The organism is Micromonospora trifolii, assembly GCF_050516465.1.
GTDB classification, from domain to species: domain Bacteria; phylum Actinomycetota; class Actinomycetes; order Mycobacteriales; family Micromonosporaceae; genus Micromonospora; species Micromonospora trifolii.
The window spans coordinates 4,778,186-4,800,472 of the sequence record NZ_CP191526.1 but is presented as its reverse complement, the minus strand read 5'-3'; the positions used below and the strand labels follow the sequence as shown (position 1 = coordinate 4,800,472).

General features: G+C 71.4%; 20 protein-coding genes and 1 pseudogene. 7 read left to right on the top strand and 14 right to left on the bottom strand.

All coding sequences use genetic code 11. The features are described 5' to 3' along the window. Positions 1-137: 137 nt before the first annotated feature. Positions 138-1,619 carry a sugar transferase gene (locus ACQRWP_RS22280; RefSeq protein WP_430497454.1) on the top strand — a complete coding sequence of 494 codons (1,482 nt, stop codon included), beginning with the start codon at positions 138-140 and terminating at the stop codon, positions 1,617-1,619. A 7-nt stretch (positions 1,620-1,626) separates the two neighbouring features. On the opposite strand, the gene ACQRWP_RS22275 is transcribed toward ACQRWP_RS22280, so the two are convergent. Continuing rightward, positions 1,627-2,757: a PP2C family protein-serine/threonine phosphatase gene (locus ACQRWP_RS22275; protein WP_430497452.1), complete on the bottom strand. Its 1,131-nt coding sequence runs from the start codon at positions 2,755-2,757 to the stop codon at positions 1,627-1,629. A 97-nt stretch (positions 2,758-2,854) separates the two neighbouring features. Here ACQRWP_RS22275 and ACQRWP_RS22270 point away from each other — a divergent pair, with 97 nt between their 5' ends. Then, the gene (locus ACQRWP_RS22270; RefSeq protein WP_430497450.1) at positions 2,855-3,481 is read left to right on the top strand and encodes a MarR family winged helix-turn-helix transcriptional regulator; all 627 of its coding nucleotides are present in this window, start codon (positions 2,855-2,857) and stop codon (positions 3,479-3,481) included. A 28-nt stretch (positions 3,482-3,509) separates the two neighbouring features. Here the strand turns inward: ACQRWP_RS22270 and ACQRWP_RS22265 are convergent, their stop codons facing one another. Beyond that, positions 3,510-5,120 carry a SpoIIE family protein phosphatase gene (locus tag ACQRWP_RS22265; protein WP_430497448.1) on the bottom strand — a complete coding sequence of 537 codons (1,611 nt, stop codon included), beginning with the start codon at positions 5,118-5,120 and terminating at the stop codon, positions 3,510-3,512. Between the two features lie 126 nt (positions 5,121-5,246). Next, positions 5,247-6,485 carry an ROK family transcriptional regulator gene (locus tag ACQRWP_RS22260; protein WP_430497447.1) on the bottom strand — a complete coding sequence of 413 codons (1,239 nt, stop codon included), beginning with the start codon at positions 6,483-6,485 and terminating at the stop codon, positions 5,247-5,249. 78 nt (positions 6,486-6,563) lie between these two features. Between ACQRWP_RS22260 and xylA the strand changes: the two genes are divergently transcribed. From xylA to ACQRWP_RS22245, 3 genes are all read left to right on the top strand, one after another. Then, positions 6,564-7,751, top strand: coding sequence for a xylose isomerase (gene xylA / locus ACQRWP_RS22255; protein ID WP_430497445.1), 1,188 nt, complete (start codon positions 6,564-6,566; stop codon positions 7,749-7,751). 9 nt (positions 7,752-7,760) lie between these two features. After that, a complete protein-coding gene (xylB, locus tag ACQRWP_RS22250; RefSeq protein WP_430497443.1) occupies positions 7,761-9,188 on the top strand; it encodes a xylulokinase in 1,428 nt (475 codons plus the stop codon). Positions 9,189-9,281: 93 nt separating this feature from the next. Continuing rightward, complete coding sequence (locus ACQRWP_RS22245; protein WP_430497441.1) at positions 9,282-10,715, top strand: MFS transporter; 1,434 nt, start codon at positions 9,282-9,284, stop codon at positions 10,713-10,715. Positions 10,716-10,858: 143 nt separating this feature from the next. Here the strand turns inward: ACQRWP_RS22245 and ACQRWP_RS22240 are convergent, their stop codons facing one another. The 5 genes from ACQRWP_RS22240 to ACQRWP_RS22220 all read right to left on the bottom strand — a co-directional run bounded on the left by ACQRWP_RS22240 (position 10,859) and on the right by ACQRWP_RS22220 (position 17,113). Then, positions 10,859-12,532, bottom strand: a complete 1,674-nt coding sequence (locus ACQRWP_RS22240) for a glycoside hydrolase family 13 protein (protein ID WP_430503262.1) — start codon at positions 12,530-12,532, stop codon at positions 10,859-10,861. 30 nt (positions 12,533-12,562) lie between these two features. Further along, a complete protein-coding gene (locus tag ACQRWP_RS22235; RefSeq protein ID WP_091405707.1) occupies positions 12,563-13,609 on the bottom strand; it encodes a LacI family DNA-binding transcriptional regulator in 1,047 nt (348 codons plus the stop codon). Positions 13,610-13,678: 69 nt separating this feature from the next. After that, the gene (locus ACQRWP_RS22230; protein WP_430497439.1) at positions 13,679-14,647 is read right to left on the bottom strand and encodes a carbohydrate ABC transporter permease; all 969 of its coding nucleotides are present in this window, start codon (positions 14,645-14,647) and stop codon (positions 13,679-13,681) included. A 1-nt stretch (position 14,648) separates the two neighbouring features. After that, the gene (locus ACQRWP_RS22225; RefSeq protein ID WP_430497437.1) at positions 14,649-15,695 is read right to left on the bottom strand and encodes a carbohydrate ABC transporter permease; all 1,047 of its coding nucleotides are present in this window, start codon (positions 15,693-15,695) and stop codon (positions 14,649-14,651) included. A gap of 71 nt (positions 15,696-15,766) precedes the next feature. Continuing rightward, positions 15,767-17,113, bottom strand: coding sequence for an ABC transporter substrate-binding protein (locus ACQRWP_RS22220; protein ID WP_430497436.1), 1,347 nt, complete (start codon positions 17,111-17,113; stop codon positions 15,767-15,769). 250 nt (positions 17,114-17,363) lie between these two features. Here ACQRWP_RS22220 and ACQRWP_RS22215 point away from each other — a divergent pair, with 250 nt between their 5' ends. Continuing rightward, positions 17,364-18,137 carry a peptidoglycan DD-metalloendopeptidase family protein gene (locus ACQRWP_RS22215; protein WP_430497434.1) on the top strand — a complete coding sequence of 258 codons (774 nt, stop codon included), beginning with the start codon at positions 17,364-17,366 and terminating at the stop codon, positions 18,135-18,137. Between the two features lie 51 nt (positions 18,138-18,188). Here ACQRWP_RS22215 and ACQRWP_RS22210 read toward each other — a convergent pair whose 3' ends face one another. The 5 genes and pseudogenes from ACQRWP_RS22210 to ACQRWP_RS22190 all read right to left on the bottom strand — a co-directional run. Further along, the gene (locus tag ACQRWP_RS22210; protein ID WP_430497432.1) at positions 18,189-18,683 is read right to left on the bottom strand and encodes a TspO/MBR family protein; all 495 of its coding nucleotides are present in this window, start codon (positions 18,681-18,683) and stop codon (positions 18,189-18,191) included. A gap of 171 nt (positions 18,684-18,854) precedes the next feature. Then, positions 18,855-18,998, bottom strand: coding sequence for a GPGG-motif small membrane protein (locus tag ACQRWP_RS22205; RefSeq protein ID WP_165947907.1), 144 nt, complete (start codon positions 18,996-18,998; stop codon positions 18,855-18,857). Next, positions 18,989-19,765 carry a metallophosphoesterase family protein gene (locus tag ACQRWP_RS22200; protein WP_430497430.1) on the bottom strand — a complete coding sequence of 259 codons (777 nt, stop codon included), beginning with the start codon at positions 19,763-19,765 and terminating at the stop codon, positions 18,989-18,991. The genes ACQRWP_RS22205 and ACQRWP_RS22200 overlap by 10 nt, the downstream gene beginning before the upstream one ends. Before the next feature lie 10 nt (positions 19,766-19,775). After that, complete coding sequence (locus ACQRWP_RS22195; RefSeq protein WP_430497428.1) at positions 19,776-20,051, bottom strand: hypothetical protein; 276 nt, start codon at positions 20,049-20,051, stop codon at positions 19,776-19,778. Next, positions 20,048-20,635 (bottom strand): annotated as a pseudogene (locus tag ACQRWP_RS22190) (nucleotidyltransferase); the annotation flags it as partial. The pseudogene ACQRWP_RS22190 and the gene ACQRWP_RS22195, both read right to left, overlap by 4 nt. A 179-nt stretch (positions 20,636-20,814) precedes the next feature. Between ACQRWP_RS22190 and ACQRWP_RS22185 the strand changes: the two are divergent. Further along, positions 20,815-21,483: a thymidylate kinase gene (locus tag ACQRWP_RS22185; RefSeq protein ID WP_430503261.1), complete on the top strand. Its 669-nt coding sequence runs from the start codon at positions 20,815-20,817 to the stop codon at positions 21,481-21,483. On the opposite strand, the gene ACQRWP_RS22180 is transcribed toward ACQRWP_RS22185, so the two are convergent. Further along, the gene (locus ACQRWP_RS22180) at positions 21,468-22,160 is read right to left on the bottom strand and encodes an SDR family NAD(P)-dependent oxidoreductase (RefSeq protein ID WP_430497426.1); all 693 of its coding nucleotides are present in this window, start codon (positions 22,158-22,160) and stop codon (positions 21,468-21,470) included. The genes ACQRWP_RS22185 and ACQRWP_RS22180 overlap by 16 nt on opposite strands. Positions 22,161-22,287 lie beyond the last annotated feature (127 nt).

The following is a 22,287-nucleotide window of genomic DNA, read 5'->3' as shown; positions in this document are numbered from 1 at the left end:
AAAAAAGTGACGGCAATACGTCGGAAGCAATCGGCAGTCATAGTTGTCAAGGCAGGATGTCGACTGTTCCGGCATAGTCGGTCCGCCTCCGGTCCGACCCGTCGGCCGGGGCCATCCTGTACAGAGTGGGAGGGCCGGTGAGCGTGGCGACACTGTTGACCCCCGCCACGTCGGCGGAGCCGAGCGGTCGACGCGCCGGGTTGGTGGCGCGCGCCGACGAACGGTCCTACGTCCGGGTCCTGGTGGTGCTGGACACCACCGTCCTCATCATCGCGCTGCTGATCGGGTACGTCGCCCGTTTCGGTGACGACGAGCCGACCGGCTCGGAGATCCCGTACGTGCTGGTCGCCCCCGGGTTGGTGCTGGCCTGGCTGATCTCGCTCAAGGCGCTCGGCTGCTACGACGACCGGGTGATCGGCTACGGGGCGGACGAGTACCGGCGGGTCAGCTCCGCCAGCCTGCGCCTGGCCGGGGCGATCGCCATCATCGGCTACATCGCCGACGTCGGCGTCTCCCGGGGCTTCCTGGGAATCTCCTTCGCGGTGGGCACCGTCGGGCTGGAGGTGGCGCGGTTCGCCGCCCGCAAGCGGCTGCACCGGGCCCGCTCGCTGGGCGCCGGCTGGTCCCGCAAGGTGCTGGTGGTCGGCGACACCGCCCACGTGTTGGAGTTGGTCCACACGCTGCGCCGCGAGCCGTACGCCGGTTACCAGGTGGTGGGCGCCTGCATCCCGGACGCGCTGCTCGCGCCGGTGGCGCAGCGGCTGGGTGACGTGCCGGTGGTGGGGTCGTTCCGGGGCATCCCGGAGGCCGCCACCGCGATCGGCGCGGACACGGTCGCGGTGACCGCCTCCGGTGAGCTGACCGCGACCCGCCTGCGCCGCCTCGGCTGGCAGTTGGAGGGGACCGGCATCGACCTGGTCGTGGCACCCGCGCTGACCGACGTCGCCGGCCCGCGCATCCACACCCGCCCGGTCGCCGGCCTGCCGCTGATCCACGTCGAGGCGCCCGAGTTCCGCGGGGTCCGCAAGCTGGTGAAGGGTCTCGTCGACCGATCCGTCTCGTCGCTGGCGCTGGCGGTGCTGCTGCCGCTGATCGCGTTCATCGCGTTGGCCATCAAACTGGACAGCCGGGGCCCGGTGCTGTTCCGACAGGTCCGGGTCGGCCGGGGCGGGCAGGAGTTCGGGGTGTTCAAGTTCCGCACCATGGTGCTGAACGCGGACGCGCTCCTCGCCGAGCTGACCGCCCGCAACGAGACCGACGGCCTCATGTTCAAGATGCGCCACGACCCCCGGGTGACCCGCGTCGGCCGGCTGCTGCGCAAATGGTCACTGGACGAGCTGCCGCAGCTGGTCAACGTGCTGCTGGGGCAGATGAGCCTGGTCGGGCCCCGCCCGCCGCTGCCCTCGGAGGTGGCCCGCTACGACGGCGACGTGGCCCGACGGCTGCTCGTCAAGCCCGGCATGACCGGCCTGTGGCAGGTCAGTGGCCGCTCCGACCTGAGCTGGGAGGACGGCATCCGGCTCGACCTCTACTACGTGGAGAACTGGTCCCTCGCCGCCGACCTCACCATTCTCTGGAAGACCTTCGGCGCGGTGCTCAACGGCCGCGGCGCGTACTGAGCACCGCTCACGCCTGCGGGCCGGTCCAGTCCAGGCAGACGACCACCGCGTCGTCGACCAGGTCACCGGCCACGAACGCGCGCAGGTCACCGATCAGCGAACGGACGGCGTCCAGGGGCGCCATCGGCCCGGTCCGCCGCAGGAACCGGTCCAGTGCCGTCTCGCCGTAGCGCACGTGCTGACCGGTGGCCTCCACCACCCCGTCGCTGACCACGAAGACCCGGTCGCCGCGCTCCAGCGGGAACTTCTGCTCGTGGTAGTCGGTCGCCTCGAACATGCCCAGCGGGAACTGCGCCTCCAGCGGCTGCTCGGCGACGTCCCCGTCGCGGAGCAGGACCAGTCGGGGCGACCCGGCGTCCACAACGGTCATCATTCCGGAGCGCAGGTCCAGCTCCATCAGCAACGCGGAGAGGTGCTGCTCGCCCCGGTACAGGTCGTAGATGGCCTGATCGGCGAGGGCGGCCTGGTCGGCGAGGCTCAGCCCGGCCCGACGCGCGTTGCGCAGAGCGTGGGTGGCCAGCGAGGTGAGCAGGGAGGCGGCCACGCCCTCACCGGTGCCGTTGATGGTGGACAACCAGAGCCGTTCACCGTCGTCGGACCAGTCGAAGCTGTCGCCGCGCACCGCGTACGCCGGCTCCAACTGCCCGGCCAGGCTGAACGAGGGACGGATCCGGCTGCGGCCGGGGAGCAGGTCCCACTGCATCTCGGCGGCCAGGGTGAGGCGTTGGGCGCGTCGGGCCGCCCGATAGACGTCGGTGCCGGCGGAGACCGCCGCCACCTCGTGGGCGAGCGCGGTGGCGATGTCGGCCAGGTCGGCGAGGACCTCCCGGTCGTCCGGAACGGACGACAGGCGCAGCACCCCTCGGCGCTCGCCACGCATGGCGACCGGGAACCAGGCGGTGCCGTCGATCAGTATCGGCGACTGGTGGTCGAAGGCGCGCCAGGCCGGGTGCCCGGGGCTCGTGATCGAGTCACCGTCGGTGAGTGGCAGTAGCTCCGCGAGTCGGTAGTCGACCTGGTAGAGCTCGACGTCGGTGATCCCGTACGACTGGGCGAGTACGTCCCCGATACCACCGACGAGCCGGTCAGCTGGTGTCTCGTTCAGGGCACGTCGTGCCCGATTGACCGGTTCGCTCATCGTCACTCCCTCGCTGAAAGCTCGACTACCAGTGGGTTCGGAGTACTCTCGGGCCACCATGGCCGAACTGAACCGTCCGACGGACCCTGAGACGAGTATGGCCGCCGCACTGGACGCGGCGGCCGCTGCCCTGTTGGGCATCTGGGAGTCTGCCCGGGAGGGGACCGCCAGCCGCCTGTCTGGTGCCCAGTTACGGGCGGTGATGGTGGTGGAGCAGTTCGACGGGATCAACCTGCGTCGGCTCGCCACCCGACTCGACATGCTGCTCAGCTCCGCCAGCCGCCTGTGCGACCGGCTGGTCGCCGCCGGCATGCTGGAGCGCGAGCCCGGCCGCTTCGACCGGCGGGAGATTTCGCTCCACCTCACCCCGGAGGCCCGTCGGCTCGTCGCCGAGCTGCGGGCCGACCGCCGGGCCCAACTCGCCGCCGTGTTGGCCGGGATGAGCCGGGAGGGCCGCGACGCGCTGCTGCGCGGGATGCGGGAGTTCGACGAGACCGTTCGTGGCCAGCAGGCGCAGAACGCGCCGACGTCGGATGAGTCGACGGGCCAGGGGGACTGGCCGGACGACCCGGACCGGCCCGGTGGTCGGTCGGGGGACTGGTCGGTCGATTCGGGTCGGCAGACCCGAGCGGGGTGGACGGGTTCGTCGGGCGGCCCGGAACGATCGGTCGGCACCACCCGGGAGCGGCCGGCCGGCGACCCGCCGGTGGCGCGTACCGCCTGATCAAGCCGGTCGGGCCGGCACCCGTCGGTCATGCCGACGCCGACGCGCTCACGGCCAGCATCGCGATGTCGTCGTGGGCCTGCCCGCCCAGCCAGTCGTCGACCGCGCGGAGCACCCGGTCGATCAACACCGCCGGCGGTTGCCCGGCCGCCGACGCGAGCGCGGCCCGCAGCCGGGCCTCGCCGAACATCGCCGCGTCGCGCGGGCCGCGCGCCTCGGTCACCCCATCGGTGTACGCGAGCAGCAGATCGCCCGGATCGAGGTGGACCCGGGTCTCGGCGAACCGTGCGGCCGTCAGCGCCCCCACCGGCATGCCACCGACCGGGACCGGGGTGACCGTGCCGTCGGCGGTGACCAGCAGTGGCGCCGGGTGCCCTCCGCCGGCGATCCGGACGTCCAGCCCGGCTGGCCCCCGGTCCAGGGAACCGAGCAGCAGGGTGGTGAACTGGTTGCGCCGTGCCGCGTCCGGCGCGTCGAACAGCGCCTGGTTGAGCAGGTGGATCAGCTCCAGCGGGCGTTGCTCGACGAGCCGCAGGGTCTGCAACGACTGGCGGACCCGGCCGGTCAGCACCGCCGCGCCCACGCCCTTGCCGCACACGTCGCCGAGCGCGAACAGGGCGCCGCGCGGGTGTGGGAACACCTCGTAGAAGTCGCCGCCGATGCGCAGCGTGTCGCCGGCTGCCCGGTAGCCGCCGGCCATGGTCACGCCGGGCACGACGGGCAGCTCGGGCGGGAGCAGACTGGTTTGCAGCACCCGGGCCAGGTGGGCCTGCTCACCGTGCAGGTCGGCGGTGGCCAGTGCGGCACCCGCGCGGGCGGCGAACTCCCGGGCCAGCTCGACGTCGCGCCTGTCGAAGCCGGCCCGCCCAGGCCGACGGATGAGCAGCAGTGCACCGGCCGACCCGCTGGCGCTGAGCAGTGGGCTGACCAGCACCATGCCCGGGGGGCCGAACTCGGACGGCAGCAGGTCGGCCAGGTCGGTGAGCGGGGCATCCGGCCAGGGGCCCGGCTCGGCCCGGTCGCCGGCCAGCGCTTCGGCCAGCCCGGGCACGGAGTGGGTCAGCTCGGGACTGGCCAGCCCGGTGACCGGGGCGGGCTCGCCGTCGGCGTACCGGATCCAGCGGGGATGCGGCTCGGCCGGCGCGGTCGGTCGGGGCAGTGCCACGGCGACGTCGGCCAGGTAGGGAACGGCGAGCGTGGTGGTGGCCAGGAGGACCTGGTCGCGGTGCAGGGCCAGCGCCAGCCGACTGCCGGCCTGGGCGAGGAACGCGGTGCGGGAGCGTTCGGCGAGCAGGGCGTCGGCGCGGGCGTGCTCCTCGGTTATGTCGCGGACATACCACGCCCATCGGGAGCGGGCGAGTTGCCGCCGGACGCCGCGCAGTCGCCGGCCGTGGTGGTCGGCGTCGAACCGGTCAGCGCCGCTGGCGACTGCCCGGGCCAGGGCTGCCACCGAGCAACCGGCCAGCTCGGTGCCAGCGTCGATCTCCGGGATCAGCTCGGCCGCCATGGCGTTGACCAGGGTCACCCGACCGGTCCCGTCCGTTGTCAGCACGGCCTCGGCGAGCCCGTCGAGCAGCTCGCGGGCCAACCGTTCGTCGGCCGGCAACGGGGTGCCGCCGGGTTGCTGCGTCGTGGTCACCGCCGGACGCCGGCGCGCGTCTGACGACGTGTGCGCATGCTGCTTCTCGACTCCTCACCGGGGATCGTTGCCTGGGAGCAAGGATACCGATTCCCCCCGACAGCGGCGCACGGCGCGGGGTGGCGATCAGTCGGAGCGGGCCAGCCAGCCGGCGGGCTGAGCGACGATCCGACGGGCCACCGAGCCGGCGGCGCCTACCGCGGCGGCCTCCGCGCCGAGCGTCGACGGGCGGACCGTGACCGGCGACCAGGCAGCGGTGAGCACCCGGGCGCCGATCTCGGCGAGGACCGGGGGGCACAGCCAGGGTGCGAGCGCCGCGTAACCGCCACCGAGTACCACGGTGTCCAGGTCGAGCAGGTTCACGACGCTGGCCACCGCGACACCGAGCGCCGTTCCGGCGTCGTGCAGCGCCCGCAGCGCGTCGGCGTCGCCGGCCTCCGCCAGCTCGGCCAACCGGGCCGTCGCGGTGTCCGCGGGAAGCTCCGCCCGGGCCAGCCCGGCGGCGGCCACGATCGCCTCCTGGCCGGCGTACTGCTCCAGGCAACCCTGGCCGCCGCAGCGGCACGGACGGCCCTCGGGGTGCACCGGAAGGTGCCCGATCTCGCCGCTCCACCCGCGTACGCCGCGAAACAGCGCGCCGTCCAGCACGATGCCGGCGCCGATGCCCACCTCTCCGGAGATGTGCAGGAAGCTGGACGGGCCGGGTGGCTGAGAGTGCAGCTCGCCGAGCGCGGCGAGGTTGGCCTCGTTGTCCACCACCAGCGCGGGGACGCCGGGCACCTGCTCGATCAGCGGAGGGTGCTCGGCGAGCAGCGCGGGCACCGGCACGTCCCGCCAGCCGAGGTTCGGCGCGAGCCGGACCAGCCCGGCGTCGTCCACCAGGCCGGGCACCGCGAGCGCGGCCCCGACCAGGGTGAGGCCGTGCCGGGCAGCGTCCTCGCGGGCCACCCCGGCCATCTCGACCAGGAGGGCCAGGGCGTCGGCGGGGGCCACCGGGCGCAGGTCGGCCCGGTGCACCGTGCGGTGCCGGACCTGGCCGGCTAGGTCCACCACGCAGACCGCCAGGTAGTCCACGTTGACCTCCAGGCCGAGCCCGGCCGGCCCCTGATCGGCCAGGACCAGTCCGCGCGCCGGTCGGCCGGCGCCCGAGCGGGGCGCGGGGTCGGACTCACTGACCAGCCGGCCGGCGAGCAGGTCCTCGACCACCGCGGACACGGTGGCTCTGGTCAGGCCGGTGGCGGTCGCCAGGTCGGCCCGCGAGGGAGGCCGGTCGGCCGTGGCGATCCGGCCGAGGACCAGGGCGAGGTTGAGCTCGCGCAGGCTGCCCTGACGGACTGCGCCGGCCGGGGCGTGGGTGAGGCTCACCCCTTGACAGTGCCATATGGTGGGCAAATAATTCAATCGCTGAACAAATAGCGGACAACACCACCCCGGAGGTCGCTCATGGCACCCCGTCCCACCCCCGCCGACAAGTTCTCCTTCGGGCTCTGGACCGTGGGCTGGCAGGCCCGTGACCCGTTCGGTGACGCCACCCGTCCCGAGCTCGACGCGGTCGAGGCAGTGCACCGGCTCGCCGAGCTGGGCGCGTACGGCATCACCTTCCACGACGACGACCTGATCCCGTTCGGCGTCGACGCGGCCACCCGTGACCAGCACATCGCCCGGTTCCGCAAGGCCCTCGACGAGACCGGCCTCGTGGTGCCCATGGTGACCACCAACCTCTTCACCCACCCGATCTTCAAGGACGGCGGCTTCACCAGCAACGACCGCGAGGTCCGTCGCTACGCGCTGCGCAAGGTGCTACGCCAGGTCGACCTGGCCGCCGAGCTGGGCGCCAGCACCTTCGTCATGTGGGGTGGCCGCGAGGGCTCCGAGTACGACCTCGCCAAGGACGTCCGCGCCGCCCTGGACCGCTACCGCGAGGCGGTGGACCTGCTCACCCAGTACTCCATCGACAAGGGCTACAACCTGCGGTTCGCGCTGGAGCCCAAGCCCAACGAGCCGCGCGGCGACATCCTGCTGCCCACCATCGGGCACGCGCTCGGCTTCATCTCCCAGCTGGCCCACCCGGAGCTGGTCGGCCTCAACCCGGAGGTCGGCCACGAGCAGATGGCCGGGCTCAACTACGCCCACGGCATCGCCCAGGCGCTCTGGCAGGGCAAGCTGTTCCACCTGGACCTCAACGGCCAGCGCGGCATCAAGTACGACCAGGACCTGGTCTTCGGCCACGGTGACCTGATGAACGCGTTCGCCCTGGTGGACCTCCTGGAGAACGGCGGCCCCAACGGCGGGCCGGCCTACGACGGGCCGCGGCACTTCGACTACAAGCCCTCCCGCACCGAGGACATGGACGGGGTGTGGGCCTCCGCGGCGGCCAACATGAGCACCTACCTGCTGCTCAAGGAGCGCGCGGCGGCGTTCCGCGCCGACCCCGAGGTGATCGAGGCGCTCGCCGCCAGCAAGGTCGGCGAGCTGAGCACGCCGACGCTCAACGACGGCGAGGGCTACGAGGAGTTCCTGGCCGACCGGTCGGCGTTCGAGGATGTCGACGTCGACGCGGTGGCCGCCCGGGGCTTCGCCTTCGTCCGGCTCAACCAGCTCGCCGTCGAGCACCTGCTCGGCGCCCGCTGAGGCCCCGCCATGCCGTTGGTCGCAGGCGTTGACTCGTCCACCCAGTCCTGCAAGGTGGTGATCCGGGACGCGGAGACCGGCACCCTGCTCCGGCAGGGCCGGGCACCGCACCCGGACGGCACGGAGGTCGACCCGGAAGCCTGGTGGCAGGCGCTACGTAGCGCCGCCGACCAGGCCGGCGGGTTGGCCGATGTGGCGGCGATCTCCGTCGCCGGCCAGCAGCACGGCATGGTGTGTCTCGACGAGGACGGCCGGGTGGTCCGCCCGGCGCTGCTGTGGAACGACACCCGATCCGCCGACGCCGCCGCCGACCTCATCGAGGAGGCCGGCGGCGGCTCGGCCGGGAGTCGGTTCTGGGCCGAGGCCACCGGCAGCGTTCCGGTGGCCAGCTTCACCATCACCAAGCTGCGGTGGCTGGCCAGGCACGAACCGGAGCTGGCCGCCCGGGTGGCCGCCGTCTGCCTGCCCCACGACTGGCTGACCTGGCGGTTGGCCGGCGCACCGGGGTTGGGCGCCCTGCGTACCGACCGGGGTGACGCCAGCGGCACCGGTTACTGGTCGCCGGCGACCGGTGACTACCGACTGGACCTGCTGGAGCGGGGCTTCGGTCGGCGGTTGGTGGTGCCCGAGGTGCTCGGCCCGGCCGAGTCGGCGGGGAAGCTCGCCGACGAGCTGGGCGGGCCGGGCGGTGCGCTGCTCGGCGCGGGCACCGGGGACAACGCCGCCGCCGCGCTGGGTGTCGGCGCCGGCCCGGGTGACGTGGTCGTCTCGATCGGCACCTCCGGCACCGTGTTCAGCGTCGCCGACGTGCCGGCCGCCGACGAGAGCGGCGCCGTCGCGGGCTTCGCGGACGCGTCCGGCCGTTTCCTGCCCCTGGTCTGCACGCTCAACGCGGCCCGGGTGCTGGACGCCGCCGCCGCGATGCTCGGCGTCAACCTGGACGAGCTGGCCGAGCTGGCGCTCTCCGCGCCAGCCGGGGCGGACGGGCTGGTCATGGTGCCCTACCTGGAGGGTGAGCGGACGCCAAACCGGCCGCTCGCCACCGGTGCGGTGCACGGCCTGACCCTGCGCACGTCGACCCCCGCGCACCTGGCGCGGGCCGCCGTGGAGGGCATGCTCTGCGCGCTCGCCGACGGGCTGGACGCGTTGACCGCGCAGGGTGCCACCGCCCGCCGGGTCATTCTGGTCGGCGGCGGGGCCCGGTCGGCCGCGGTGCGTCAGATCGCCCCGCAGGTCTTCGGCTGCCCGGTCGTCGTCCCGCCGGCCGGGGAGTACGTCGCCGACGGCGCCGCCCGGCAGGCCGCCTGGGTCGCCCTGGGTGGTGCCGCGCCGCCGGTCTGGGCGGTCGAGGGCACCGAGGAGTACGCGGCGGCGGCCGTCCCCGCCGTCCGCGAGCAGTACGCCGCGGCTCGCGGGTTGGTGCTCGACCGGCGCTGAGCGTCGGGATCGACGCGGGTGGGTGCCGGTCGACGGTGACCGGCACCCACCCGCGTGACGACCTCCTCCACGCAGTCTGGTTGGCTGCCGGTCATGACGGTGACCAGTGGCGGGCCCGGTCTGCGCTCGCACGGTCGGGGTGGTGGGCCGGCGCACCGGTTGTACAGCGTCGTGGTGTTCGTGCTGCTCGCCTCCCTGGACAACGTGGCGATCGGGCTGGTACCCCCGCTGTACGGCCCGATCTCCGACGCGTTCGACGTGTCCGGGCGGCTGCTCGGCGTGGTCACCGCGGTCAGCTTCCTGGTCAGCGCGGTCGCGGCGGTCGGCTGGGCGTACGTCGGGGACCGCACCAACCGCAAACCGCTGCTCATGGTGGGCACACTGCTCTGGGCGGCGGGCACCGGCGGTAGCGCGCTCGCCGGCGGCTACCTGACGTTCCTGGCCGCGCAGTTGGTCGCGGCGGTCGGCCTCGGCGCGGTCGGCTCGGTGGGCTTCTCCGTGGTCACCGACCTGATCTCACCGACCCGGCGCGGGCTGGTGATGAGCTTCTGGGGGCTCTCCCAGGGGGTCGGCACCCTCGCAGGCACCCTCGTCGGCGGGCTACTCGGGGCCGCCGACTGGCGGCGGCCGTTCCTGCTGTTGGCCGGCGTCGGCCTGGTCGCCACAGTGGCCTACCTGTTCACGTACGACGTCCGGCGTGGCCAGAGCGAGCCGGAACTGGCCGGCAGGTTGGACGCCGGCGCCGAGTACGACTACCGGATCAGCCGCGCCGACCTGCCGCGCATCCTGGCCCGGCGGACCAACCGGTGGCTGATCCTGCAGGGGCTGACCGCGCAGGCCGCGTTCGGTTCGCTGGTCTGGCTGCCGGTGCTGTTCGCCGAACGCGCCGAGGCCCAGGGTTACTCCACTTCGACCGCTGTGGTGGTGGGCAGCGTCTTCGCCACCCTGTTCCAGCTCGGTGGGGTGCTGTCCATCGTGGGCGGGCTGATCGGCGACGCCGTGCAACGGCGTACCCCGCGAGGGCGGGCGCTCGTCGCCTCCATCGGCATCCTCGCCGCGCTGCCGTTCTACCTGGTGTTGTTCTTCGTGCCGGTGACCATCGACGTGCCGGACGGCGCGAGTGGCGGCGCGGTGGTCGGTGCGGTGCTGTCCAGTGTGTTCACCGAGCCGTCGGTCGGGCTGAGCCTGCTCACCGCCATCGTGGCGCTCGCGTTGACCTCGGCCAACTCGCCGAACTGGTTCGCGTTGATCGCCGACGTCAACCCGCCGGAGCACCGGGGCACGGTCTACAGCCTGGGCAACCTGGTCAACGGGGTCGGTCGCGCGGCCGGCAACGGGCTGGTCGGGGTGGCCTTCCAGGCACTGCGAGTGGCATTCCCGCCGCCGCTGAACTTCGCCGTCGGGCTGGCCGCGTTCCAGCTCTTCTTCATCCCGACCGGTGTCATGTACTGGCTCGCCTCGCGAACCTCACCAGCGGACATCGACAACGTGCACGACCTGCTCCACACCCGAGCCGACCACCTCTGACCCCGCCGCCCTACGTTCGCGGCACTCCCACGTGCCTTGATCCGCGCAACATCAGGCAAGGTGCTGCCTCGGGCGAGCGTGAGGGGCCAACATCCCTGATGTTGCGCGGATCTTGGCCCCCCGCGCCTCCACGTGGGGCTGGGTCAGCCGCGCAGCCAGACGGTCACGTCGGCCGGGACCGCGCCGTCGTCGTCCAGGGGCGCGCTGGCGGCGAGCACCTCGGCGCCGGCCGGCAGCGGCACCGGGGCGGCACCGAAGTTGGTCAGCACGGTCAGCTCACCGTTGCGGAAGCTCAACACCTCGTCGCCGGAGGACAACCACTCCAGGGTGCCGCGACCCAACCCGTGGGCACGGCGCAACCGCAGCGCCGCGCGGTACATCTCGTACGTCGAACCGGGCACGTCGCGCTGGCGGTCCAGCGCGTACTCCGCCCAGAGCGCGGGCTGCGGCAGCCAGCTCGCGTCGGTCGGCCCGAAGCCGTACGAGGGGGCGTCGGCCTCCCACGGGATCGGCACCCGGCAGCCGTCCCGGCCGCGCTGGGTGTGCCCGCTACGCGCCCAGGTCGGGTCCTGCCGGGCCTCGTCGGGCAGGGTGGTGTGCTCGGGCAGCCCCAGCTCCTCGCCCTGGTAGAGGTACGCCGAGCCGGGCAGTGCCAGCATCAGCAGGGTGGCCGCCCGGGCCCGGCGCAGACCGAGTGCGGCGTCCGGCTGCGGGTCGCCGATGCCGATGCCGTTGGGGCGTACGGTGCCGACCGGCAGGCCGAGCCGGGAGGCGTGCCGCACCACGTCGTGGTTGGACAGCACCCAGGTGGTCGGCGCGCCGACCGAGTCGGTCGCCTCCAACGAACGGGTGATCACCGCGTACTGGGCCGGTGCGGTCCACGCGGCGAGCAGGTACTCGAAGTTGAACGCCTGGTGCATCTCGTCCGGGCGAACGTAGCGGGCCAGCCGCTCGGCCGGCTCCACCCATGCCTCGGCGACCAGCACCCGCTCACCGGGGTAGCTGTCCAGGACCTGCCGCCACTGCCGGTAGATCTCGTGTACGCCGTCCTGGTCCCACATCGGCGGGCGGGGCTTGTCGATCTCGTTTCCGGAGAGGATCTCCTGCGGCTCCTGCCAGTCGGCCAGGTCGGCCTGCTTGATGAGGCCGTGCGCCACGTCGACCCGGAAGCCGTCCACGCCGCGGTCCAACCAGAAGCGCAGCACGTCCAGGAACTCCGCGTGCACCTCCGGGTTGTCCCAGTTGAGGTCGGGCTGCCCGGTGTCGAACAGGTGCAGGTACCACTGGCCGGGCTGCCCGTCGGCGTCGACCGTCCGGGTCCAGGCCGGGCCACCGAAGACGCTCTGCCAGTCGTTCGGCGGCTGGTCGCCGGCCGGACCGCGGCCTTCGCGGAAGATGTACCGCGACCGCTCCGGGCTGCCGGGCGCGGCCGGCAGCGCGGCCTGGAACCAGCGATGCGCCGAGGAGGTGTGGTTCGGGACCAGGTCGACGATCACCCGCAGGTTGCGGGACCGGGCCTCGGCGATCAGCTTGTCCGCGTCGGCGAGGGTGCCGAACAGCGGGTCGATGTCGCGGTAGTCGGCCACGTCGTAGCCGGCGTCGGCCTGCGGCGAGGGGTAGAAGGGGGAGAGCCACACCGCGTCCACGCCCAGCTCGACCAGGTGGTCGAGGCGGGCGGTGATGCCGGGCAGGTCACCGATTCCGTCCCCGTCCGAGTCGGCGAACGAGCGGGGGTAGATCTGGTAGATGGAGGCCTCGGTCCACCAGCCGGTGGCCGGGTGACCGGAGGGGGTCTGCTGCGTCGGGTTGGTGTTCAGGGTCGTCTCCCGTGTTGCGGTGTTTGGATTTCAGTGTGCCCGGGGCGGTGCGGTCGAGTCCCGGACCACCAACCGAGTGGGCAGGACCACCGGAGTGTCGCAACCGGCGCCCCGTTGACTGACGATGGGGCCCGGAGGCCGGGCACCGAGCGGGTCGAGCAGCATCTGGGCGGCCAGCCGGCCCTGCTCGGCGGCGGGCTGGGCGACGGTGCTGAGCCCGAGCACACCGGCCAGGTCGTGGTCGTCGATGCCGACCACGCTGACGTCCTGCGGCACCCGCAGTCCGACGTCGCGCAGGGCGGTCATCGCGCCCATCGCCATCTCGTCACAGGCGGCGACGATCGCGGTCGGCGGCTCGCCGCGGGCCAGCAGTTCGGCGGTGGCCCGGTTGCCGCCGTCGATGGTGAAGGTGGACTCGATGTCCAGGGTGGGGTCGGGTCGCAGGCCGGCGGAGCGCAGCGCCGCCTGGTAACCCCGGCGTCGGTCGAGGTGCGTGGTGAAGGCCAACTCGTCGTCCGGGTCGCCGGAGATGTGGGCGATCCGGTGATGGCCGAGGTCGATCAGATGCTTGGTCGCGACCCGCGCGGCCGCCACGTCGTCGATCCGTACGCACGGCCAGTTGGGCACTCTGCTGCCCGAGCTTATGGTGACGCCGGGCAGTTCCAGCGTGGCCAGCGCGGTCAGGTCGGCCGGACGCAGGGGCGTGGCGACCAGCATCATGGCGTCCACCCGCTTGTGCAGGTTGGCCGTACGCAGGACCCGCTGGCGGACCTGCTCCCGACCGCCCAGGTTGTAGAGCAGTAGGTCGTAGCCGGACTGGTGGAGGTACTCCTCGACCGCCTCGACGACGGTGCTGAAGAACCAGCGGGTGATCCGGGGGACCACCACCGCGACAGTGCCGGTTCGGCCGCCGGCGAGCCGGGACGCGCTCGGTGAGACCTCGTAGTCGAGTTGCTCGGCGGCGGCGAGTACCCGGCGTCGGGTGGCGGCCGAGACCGTCGGTAGTCCGCGTAGCGCCCGCGAGACGGTGGCCGTGGACACTCCGGCCAGCCGGGCCACATCATCGATCCTCGTCACGGTTACCCCCGCTCGGTGCCCGGAGCGTCCGCCGCCGCCCGAGGGGCCAGGCGGCGGCGGACGCGCGGGTCAGCCCTTGACGCTGCCGGCGAGCAGACCTCGCACGAAGAAACGCTGCAGGGACAGGAACACGATGAGCGGGACGACGATGCTGACGAACGCGCCGGCAGTCAGGCGCTGCCACTCGTTGCCCCGGGTGCCGGCCATCTCGGCGAGCCGGACGGTGAGCGGAGCGGTCTCGTCGCTGCCGCCCGCGAAGATCAGCGCCACCAGCAGGTCGTTCCAGACCCAGAGGAACTGGAAGATGCCGAACGCCGCCAGCGCCGGGGTGATCAGCGGCAGCACGATGGTGCGGAAGATCTTCGGGTGGGTTGCCCCGTCGACCCGGGCCGCCTCCATCAGGTCACCCGGCAGTTGCGAGATGAAGTTGTGCAGCAGGAAGACGGCGAACGGAAGCGCGAAGCAGGTGTGCGCGAACCACACCTGGGCGAACTTCTGCTCGTCGACCAGGTCCCAGGCCGGCATCAGTGTGACGCCGCCGAGGGTGACCCCGGTGGAGAAGAACCTCAGCAGCGGCACCAGGGCCATCTGCAGCGGCACGATCTGCAACGCGAAGATCGCGATGTAGAGCCAGTCCCGGCCACGGAAGTTGATCCACGCGAGCGCGTACGCGGCGAGGGACGCGAAGGCGAGCGGGAAGAGCACCGACGGGATGGTGATCGCCAGCGAGTTGATGAAGGAACCGGCGAGCTGCCCGGAGGACGCCGAGCGCCCGAACAGGACCTGCTCGTAGTTCTCGAAGGTGAACTGCGGGTTGGTGAAGGCCGTCCACCAGCCGGTGGTCTTGATCTCGTCCTCTGGGCGGAGGGAGGAGACGAGCAGGCCGAAGGTCGGGATGGTCCAGACCACCGCGATGACGATCGAGACGAGCGTCGCGGTGCGGCTGTTCAACCGCTTGCGGACCCGGCCGGCCGCGCTGGTCGGGGTGCCGTCGGTCTTCTGGGTGCCGGCGGCGACGGTGGGCGTTGCGGTGGTCATCTCAGCCCTCCCGCTGTTGACGGAGGTTACGGATCTGGTAGATCACGACCGGGATGACCAGGATGAAGAGGAAGACCGCGAGCGCGGAACCCCGCCCGTTCTCGCTGTACCGGAACGCCTGGTTGTACATCTCGTTGGCGATCACGCTCGTGTCGTAGTTGCCGTTCGTCGAGGTCCGGACGATGTCGAAGACCTTGAGCGTGGCGATCGTGAGGGTCACCATCACGACGATCAGCGCCGGTCGGATGCTCGGCATGGTGATCTGCCAGAACATCTGCCACGGGCTGACACCGTCGAGCCGGGCGGCTTCGACGATGTCGCCGGGAATCGCCTTGATCGCGGCGGAGAGCACCACCATGGCGAAACCGGCCTGGATCCAGACCATGATGACGATCAGCAGCAGCGTGTTCAGTGGCGATTCGAGCAGCCACTGCTTGGGCTCACCGCCCAGGCTGACCACGATCTGGTTGAGCAGACCGATCTGGTCGCCCTCGCCTCGGTAGGCGTAGACGAACTTCCAGATGATGCTGGCGCCGACGAAGGAGATGGCCATCGGCAGGAAGATCAGTGACTTGGCCACGGCCTCCAACCGGGCCTTGTCCACCAGTACGGCGTAGATCAGGCCGAACCCGGTCGCCACCAGCGGGACCAGGAGCACCCAGATCAGGGTGTTGATCAGGACCCGGACGATCGCGTCGTCGGAGAACATCCAGCCGAAGTTGTCCAACCCCACCCACTCCGTGCTGGTCCTGTTCATCAGGGAGAGCAGCACGGTGCGGATGGCCGGCACGACCAGACCGATGGTGAGCAGCAACAGCGTCGGCAGCATGAAGAAGAGCGCGAAGATCCCCTCCCGCTGCTTGAGTCGACGGGGAAGTGGAGCACCACTCGCCGAGGCGGCGACGAGCTGTGCCTCCCGTCGCCGGGCGAACCAGGCCGGCACCACGTCGAGCAGCAGCAGGAGACCACCCACCACCAGCACGAAGGCGACCAGCCCGTACATCAGCATGAGGAGCTTCGGCTGCTCATCGGCGAAGTCGAACTCCATCAACCCTCCCTTCCGGGTCCACCTCGGCCGGTGGCCCGGCCCGCGTCAGCGGACCGGGCCACCGCCGGGGATCACTTAGGCCAGCTGCTCTCGATGCCCTGGAGCACCGGGGCGGTCGCCTTGCCGTTCAGCCACTCGACCATGCCCTTCCAGAACGTTCCCGCGCCGACGCCGGCCGGCATCAGGTCGGATCCGTCGAAGCGGAAGGTGCCCGTCTTGTCCTGGAGGATCTGGACGGAGAGCTTGTCGATCGGGCTGGCGACGTTGGCGATGTCCAGCTTGTTGTTCGCCGTGACCCAGTTGCCGAGCTTCGCGCGGCTGTTCACGTACTCCGCCGAGACGAGGTAGGTCTGCACGGCCTGCACCTCGGGACGGTCGGCGTAGCCGACGACGAACTCGCCCGCGCCCAGCACCGGCTTGCCCTTGGCCGGGTCGATGGCCGGGAAGTAGAAGGCGAACGCGTCGCCGTCCTCGGCCACCTTGGTGCCCTCGGGGAACTGGTTGGCGTAGAACGACGCCTGTCGGTGCATCGCGCACTTGCCGGTGGTCACCGGCAGGCCCGCCTCCTGGAAGGCGGTGGTGGTGATGCTCTTGACGCCGCCGAAGCCGCCGTTGACGTACTTGTCGTTCTTGAGGATGCTGCCGGCGCGGTCGACCGCGTCGATGATCTTCGGGTCGTTGAACGGGATGGCGTGGGTGGTCCACTGGTCGTAGACCTCGGGACCCTGCGTACGCAGGACCACGTCCTCGATCCAGTCGGTGGCCGGCCAGCCGGTGGCGTCACCGGACTCGACGCCCGCGCACCACGGCTTCGTGCCGCTGGCGGCGATCTTGTCGCTCAGGGCGATGAGCTGGTCCCAGGTGGTCGGAACCTCCCAGCCCTTCTCCTTGAACGTCTTCGGCGAGTACCAGACGAAGGACTTCACGTTGGCGCCGAGCGGCACGCCGTAGAGCGTCCCGTTCACGGTGCCGTACTTCAGCCAGTCGGCCGGCATGTTCTGCTCGGCGAGGGCCTTGGTGTCGGCGCCGAGGGACTTCAGCTTGCCGGCGTCCGCGAAACGCTTCACCAGGCCCGGCTGGGGCACGAAGGCGATGTCGGGGGCGTTGCCACCGTCGACCCGGACGGGGAGCTGCGCCTCGAACTCGCCGCTGCCCTCGTAGTCGATCTCGATGCCGGTGCACTCGGTGAACTGCGACCAGGACCGCTCCAGCAGGTCGGCCTCGGCGTCACGGATGGACGCGTAGATGGAGACCTTCTTGCCGTCGTGGCCCTCGTACTTGTCGTATGCGGCGCACTCCGCGGAGCCCGCATTGCTGCTCTTCTTGTCGTCGCCGGTACCGCAGGCGGTGGCGCTGAGCGCCAGCCCGAGTACACCGGCGATCACGAAGGCCTGGCGTGGTCTGGTAAAGACCGCCATGCCGTCCTCCTTCCTAGCCGGCGCGGTCGTGCTGGTGACCCGTCGCCGGTCCGATTGGGCGTGCACACATGTAAGCGCTTGCATCCGGCCCGGTCCACCCCCTGTCAGACACGAGCGAGTAACAATCCGGAAACCTGCGGGCTGCCTGGTGGGCGCGCTCCCGGGACATGCTGGGGACTCTTTCGAAGATTGACGATATCTGTCAGGCTGGGCACACCGGATCGAAGGTTTTCGACATAGGAGGAGCTGTATGCGAAAGCGGTGGATCAGCCTGCTGGTGACGGGTCTCTTCGTCGGGGGAGCGCTGGTGCCGGCGACCCCGGCGATGGCCGCGCCGACCTTCAAAGTGCCGTTCCCGTGCGGCCAGTCCTGGTCCGGGCAGACCCGGTCGGACCACAGCCCGGCGTACGCCGTCGACTTCAACCGCACCGACGACCTCGGCGACCCGGTGGTCGCCAGCGCCCCCGGCACTGTCGACCGGGTGACCGACCTCGGCGGCACCAGCTACGGCAAGTACGTCCGAATCAACCACGGGGGCGGTTACAGCACCTACTACGCGCACCTCAACGGGTTCAACGTCTCGGTCGGGCAGACGGTCGGGTACGGCAAGGTGCTCGGCTGGGTCGGCAGCACCGGCGGATCCACCGGCCCACACCTGCACTACGAGCAGCGCCTCAACGGGGCCGACATCCAGGTCCGCTTCAACGGAACGCTCGCGCTGTACTGGGGCACCAGGAGCTACAGCAGTGACAACGGGTGCTCCTCGGGCAGCGGCAACGGCACTGTCGACACCGCCGGCACGCCGCTGACGGTCCGCTCCGGCCCCGGCACCGGGTACGCCTCGGTGGGCACCGTCGCCGACGGCACCCGGGTGACCATCGCCTGCCAGACCAGCGGCACCACGGTCACCGGCACGTTCGGCACCAGTTCGATCTGGGACCGGATCGGCTCCGGCCGCTACATCGCCGACGCGTACGTGTACACCGGGCACGACGGCTACATCCCCGGCGTGCCCCGCTGCTGACCCGGCTACGGCAACGGTCCCCGGCGGCCACCGCCGCCGGGGACCGGTCGGTCAGTTGTTCAGCTGCCAGATCGACAGGTTCAGCGCGGCGGCGAAGGTGACCCAGGCCCAGTACGGCAGCAGCAGCGCCGCCGCGACCCGGGACACCCGGGCGAACAGCACCACGGTCAGGCCGATCGCCAGCCACATCAGAACGATCTCGGCGAACGCCAGCCCGTACTGCCCCGCGCCGAAGAACAGCGGGGTCCAGATCGCGTTGAGCACCAGCTGGGCGGTCCACGCCCAGAGGGCGGGGGAGAAGCCGACCCGGCGCCACACCAGCCAGCCGGCCACCGCGATCAGCGCGTAGAGCAGCGACCAGACCGGGCCGAACAGCCACGAGGGCGGGGCCCAGCCGGGCTGCCGCAGGTTCGCGTACTCCTCGGTGGTGCCCTGCACGCCCAGCCCGCCGATCGCGGCGGCGACGAAGACCGCCGCCGCGAACCCGGCGAGGCCCCACCACGCTCGCCGCCCGGAGGCCGCCGGCGCGTCCTGAGATATCTCCATGGTCGAGATATTTCCTCCGGAGGTCGGCTCAAACCGCCGAGCGGGAGGGCGGTCCATGGGCCGGCCACCCACGAAAAAGCGCCGGGATCGCCACGGCCGGTGCTTCTGTCGGGAGGACGAAGCTCCGGTCGCGGCGACCCCGGCGGGTCCCGGTGTTAAGGAATACGAGCGCTAATTGAAGATGCTGACACCACCCGGGCCGACCAACAGCCCGACAACGATGAGGACGACGCCCCACAGGATCTGCCGGCGGAACAGCGCGAGGATGCCGGCGACCACGAGTACGACTGCGAGAATCCAGAGAATCAGCTCCATGACCTCTGACTACCCGACTGGCCGATCGGGGAAACCTGGTCGGTGTCGAGTTGATCGCCAACGTGAAAGACGCTGTACGCCTGCTTGATCACCGGGTGCGCGACGTTGCGGACGCGTACCCCACCGGGGGTCGTGCCGCGCTCGGTGCCGGCGTGCGCGTGACCGTGCACGGCCAGCGCCGTGGGCGCCGAGTCGATCGCCTGCCCCAACTGGTACGACCCCAGGAACGGGTAGATCTCCAACGGCTCGCCGGCCAGTGTGTCCGGCACCGGCGAGTAGTGGGTGAGCGCGACCAGCATGTCGCAGTCCAGCGAGCGCAGCGCCGCACCGAGGCGGTCCGCGCTGTCGGTGGTGGTCCGCACGAAGGCCTTCATCTCCGGCTCGCCGAAGTCACTGGCGCACCGCCCGGCGAATCCGCCGCCGAAGCCCTTGACGCCGGCGATGCCGAGCCGGCCACCCGCGCAGTCCAGCACGACGCCGTTGCCCTCCAGCACGGTGATGCCCGCGTCCTCCAGCACCTTGACCACCTGTGGCACCTGGTCACACTGGTGGTCGTGGTTGCCCAGCACGGTCACCACCGGTACGGCCAATCCGCCGAACTCCTCTGCCACGCAGCGCGCCTCGGCCTCGGTGCCGTGCCGGGTCAGGTCCCCGGCCAGCAGCAGCACATCAGCGCAATCCGGCAGCTCCTCCAACGCCGGTCGGAACCGGCCGACCACGTCCTCGTCCAGATGCACGTCGCCCACAGCGGCAATCCGGATCACCATGAAACCTCCCTCAGGGCAGTTGCTCGATCTCCGTGGGCGCCTGGGCGCGGATCACCCCGATGTCGCTGGTGATCGGCACGTCCGGGAAGCGCTCGGACACCCGACGCAGGATCTCCTCCCGCCGGTGCGGACTCTCCACCTCGCCGTAGAGCACGAGGGCGCGTTCCCGTCGAACCACTGTGATCCCCTGTTCGGCGACGGCGGGGTCCTCGACGAGCAACCGTTGGATCTCCGCCTCGACGTACTCGTCCGGTGGCTCGGCGCCGATGTCGCGATGGTGGGTCACGATGTCCCCTCTCCTGGCTGGGTGCCGGCGGCCGGCACCACCTCCAGCCGGTCCAGCAGCATCAGGAACGCCTCGGCGTACGGCGAGTGCTGCGTCTCCTTGCGTACCCGTTCCCAGTCGATCTGCTCCCGCAGCGAGCGGGCCAGCGGCAGACCGCGGGCGAAGTCGCAGTAGTGCTGGGAGAAGCTGAGCAGTTTGTGCACCATCAGCTGGCTGGCGGACAGCACCGGCATGTGAATCGCGTCCACCGGCCGGATGACGGTGTCGGCGAACGTCTCCTCGGTCACCGGCGTCTCGATCGGCCGGTGGATCAGGTCCACCATCCGGCCGTCGTCGAAGACCTTGACCAGCCAGTCCTCCGGTGGGCGCTCGGCGACGAAGCCGGCGGCCACCAGGGCCTCCAGTGCCTCTTCCACGTCGGCCTCCCGGATCAGGAAGTCGACGTCGTGATCGCTCGAGTGGCCCCCGTGGGCGTAGACCGCAAAGCTGCCGCCCAGGGCGAACGGAATCTCGGACTGCTTGAGCACGGCGGCGACCTTCTTGAGGGTGTGCACAAGACTCTCGTCCCCGCGCTCAGCCATCTGGTGCCTCCGTCGTCGTGTTGGTGGACCGGCGGTTGGATTTCAAACTCCGGTACCCGGCATTCCGGTCGTCCACACCTGCTGGTGTCGCGGTCGGGCGTGAACAGGGATGAAGCGCCACAAACCTCGCGGAGCAGGTGCGTGGGTCGGATAACCTGTGGAGAGTGGCCAGATCATCGGGGATGCGACGACGCAAGGCCCGATTGCGCACCGTCGCCCTGATCGGGATCGACGGTTCGGGCAAGACCACGCAGGCACACCGGTTGGCCGACGCGTTGACCGCCGCCGGACGCCCCGCCACCTACCGCCGCAACGCCAGTGGTCGCCGCTGGCTCGGCCGGCTCGCCCACCGTCTCGGCCGGCCGGACGCGCAACGGCTCGTCGGTCGCGACGGCGTGCTGGCGGTGGAGTCGGTGCTGCGCTGGCTGGCCATCGCCATCGCCCTGGTCAGCTGTCTGCTCACCGGCCGGACGGCGGTGATGGATCGCTACTCGGCCTGCCAGTACGCGAGCATCCGGGCGCACGGCGGGCAGCGTTGGGAGCGGCTCGCCCGGGCCGGCTACCGACTGTTCCCGACGCCGCAGGTCACCTTCCTGCTCGCCGTCGACCCGGCGGAGGCGTACCGGCGCATCGAGGAACGCGGCACCGACCACGAGACGATGGGGTGGCTGACCGCCGCCGACACCGCCTACCGGGCACTGCCCGAATACCCCAGCTTCGTGCTGGTGGACGCGGGCCGCACGGCCGAGGAGGTGACCGAGCAGATTCAGGCGCACCTGGAGACCTGGCTGCCGCCGTCCTCGTCGGGCGGAGAGGACGTCGGCCCGGTGGTGGCTCAGGCCCGCCCGTAGACCGGCACGGTGGCGCCACTGGTCGGAGCTGACTCGGCCGACGCGAGGAACCGGATCACTGGCGCGATCTCGTCCGGCGTCACCCAGCGGGAATGGTCGGCGTCGGGCTGGGCCGCCCGGTTCGCCGAGGTGTCGATGACGCTGGGCAGCACGGTGTTGCAGCGCACGTTCTGCGACCGGTACTCCACCGCGACCGCGTTGGCGAAGGCAAGTACCGCCGCCTTGGCCGTCGAGTAGCCGGCCGCGCCACGAAACGGGGCGATTGCCGCGCGGGCCGAGACGCAGACCACCGCGCCGCCGCCGGACGCCACCAGGTGCGGGAGCGCGGCCTGGGTGACCAGGTAGGTCGGCCGCAGGTTGACGGTGAGCATCCGCTCGAACTCCTCGACCGGGGTCTCGTGCACCAACCCGCCGCTGGCGTACCCCCCGACGAGGTTGACCACCGCGCGCAGCGGCGCCGTCGGTTCACCGGCCGCGGCCTCGACCGCCTGCGCCGCGCCCGCCGGCTCGCCCAGGTCCGCGACCACCCGGACCAGTCCGTCCGCCGCCGGCTCCGACCCGGGCCGGGCTTTCCGCTCCGGTACGACCACCCGCCAGCCCGCCTCGACGAACGCGGTGACGACCGCCCCGCCAAGCCCACCGGAACCCCCGGTAACCAAAACGCTGCGCTCTCCCATGACCCCACGCTAGTGCCCCCCGGCGCCCCCACCTCCCCCCGCGCCCCTCCGCCCCACGCCGTCGATCATGAAGTTGTTGCCGTGACACGCCGATCTGAGTGGCGACAACTTCATGATCGCGGTCTGC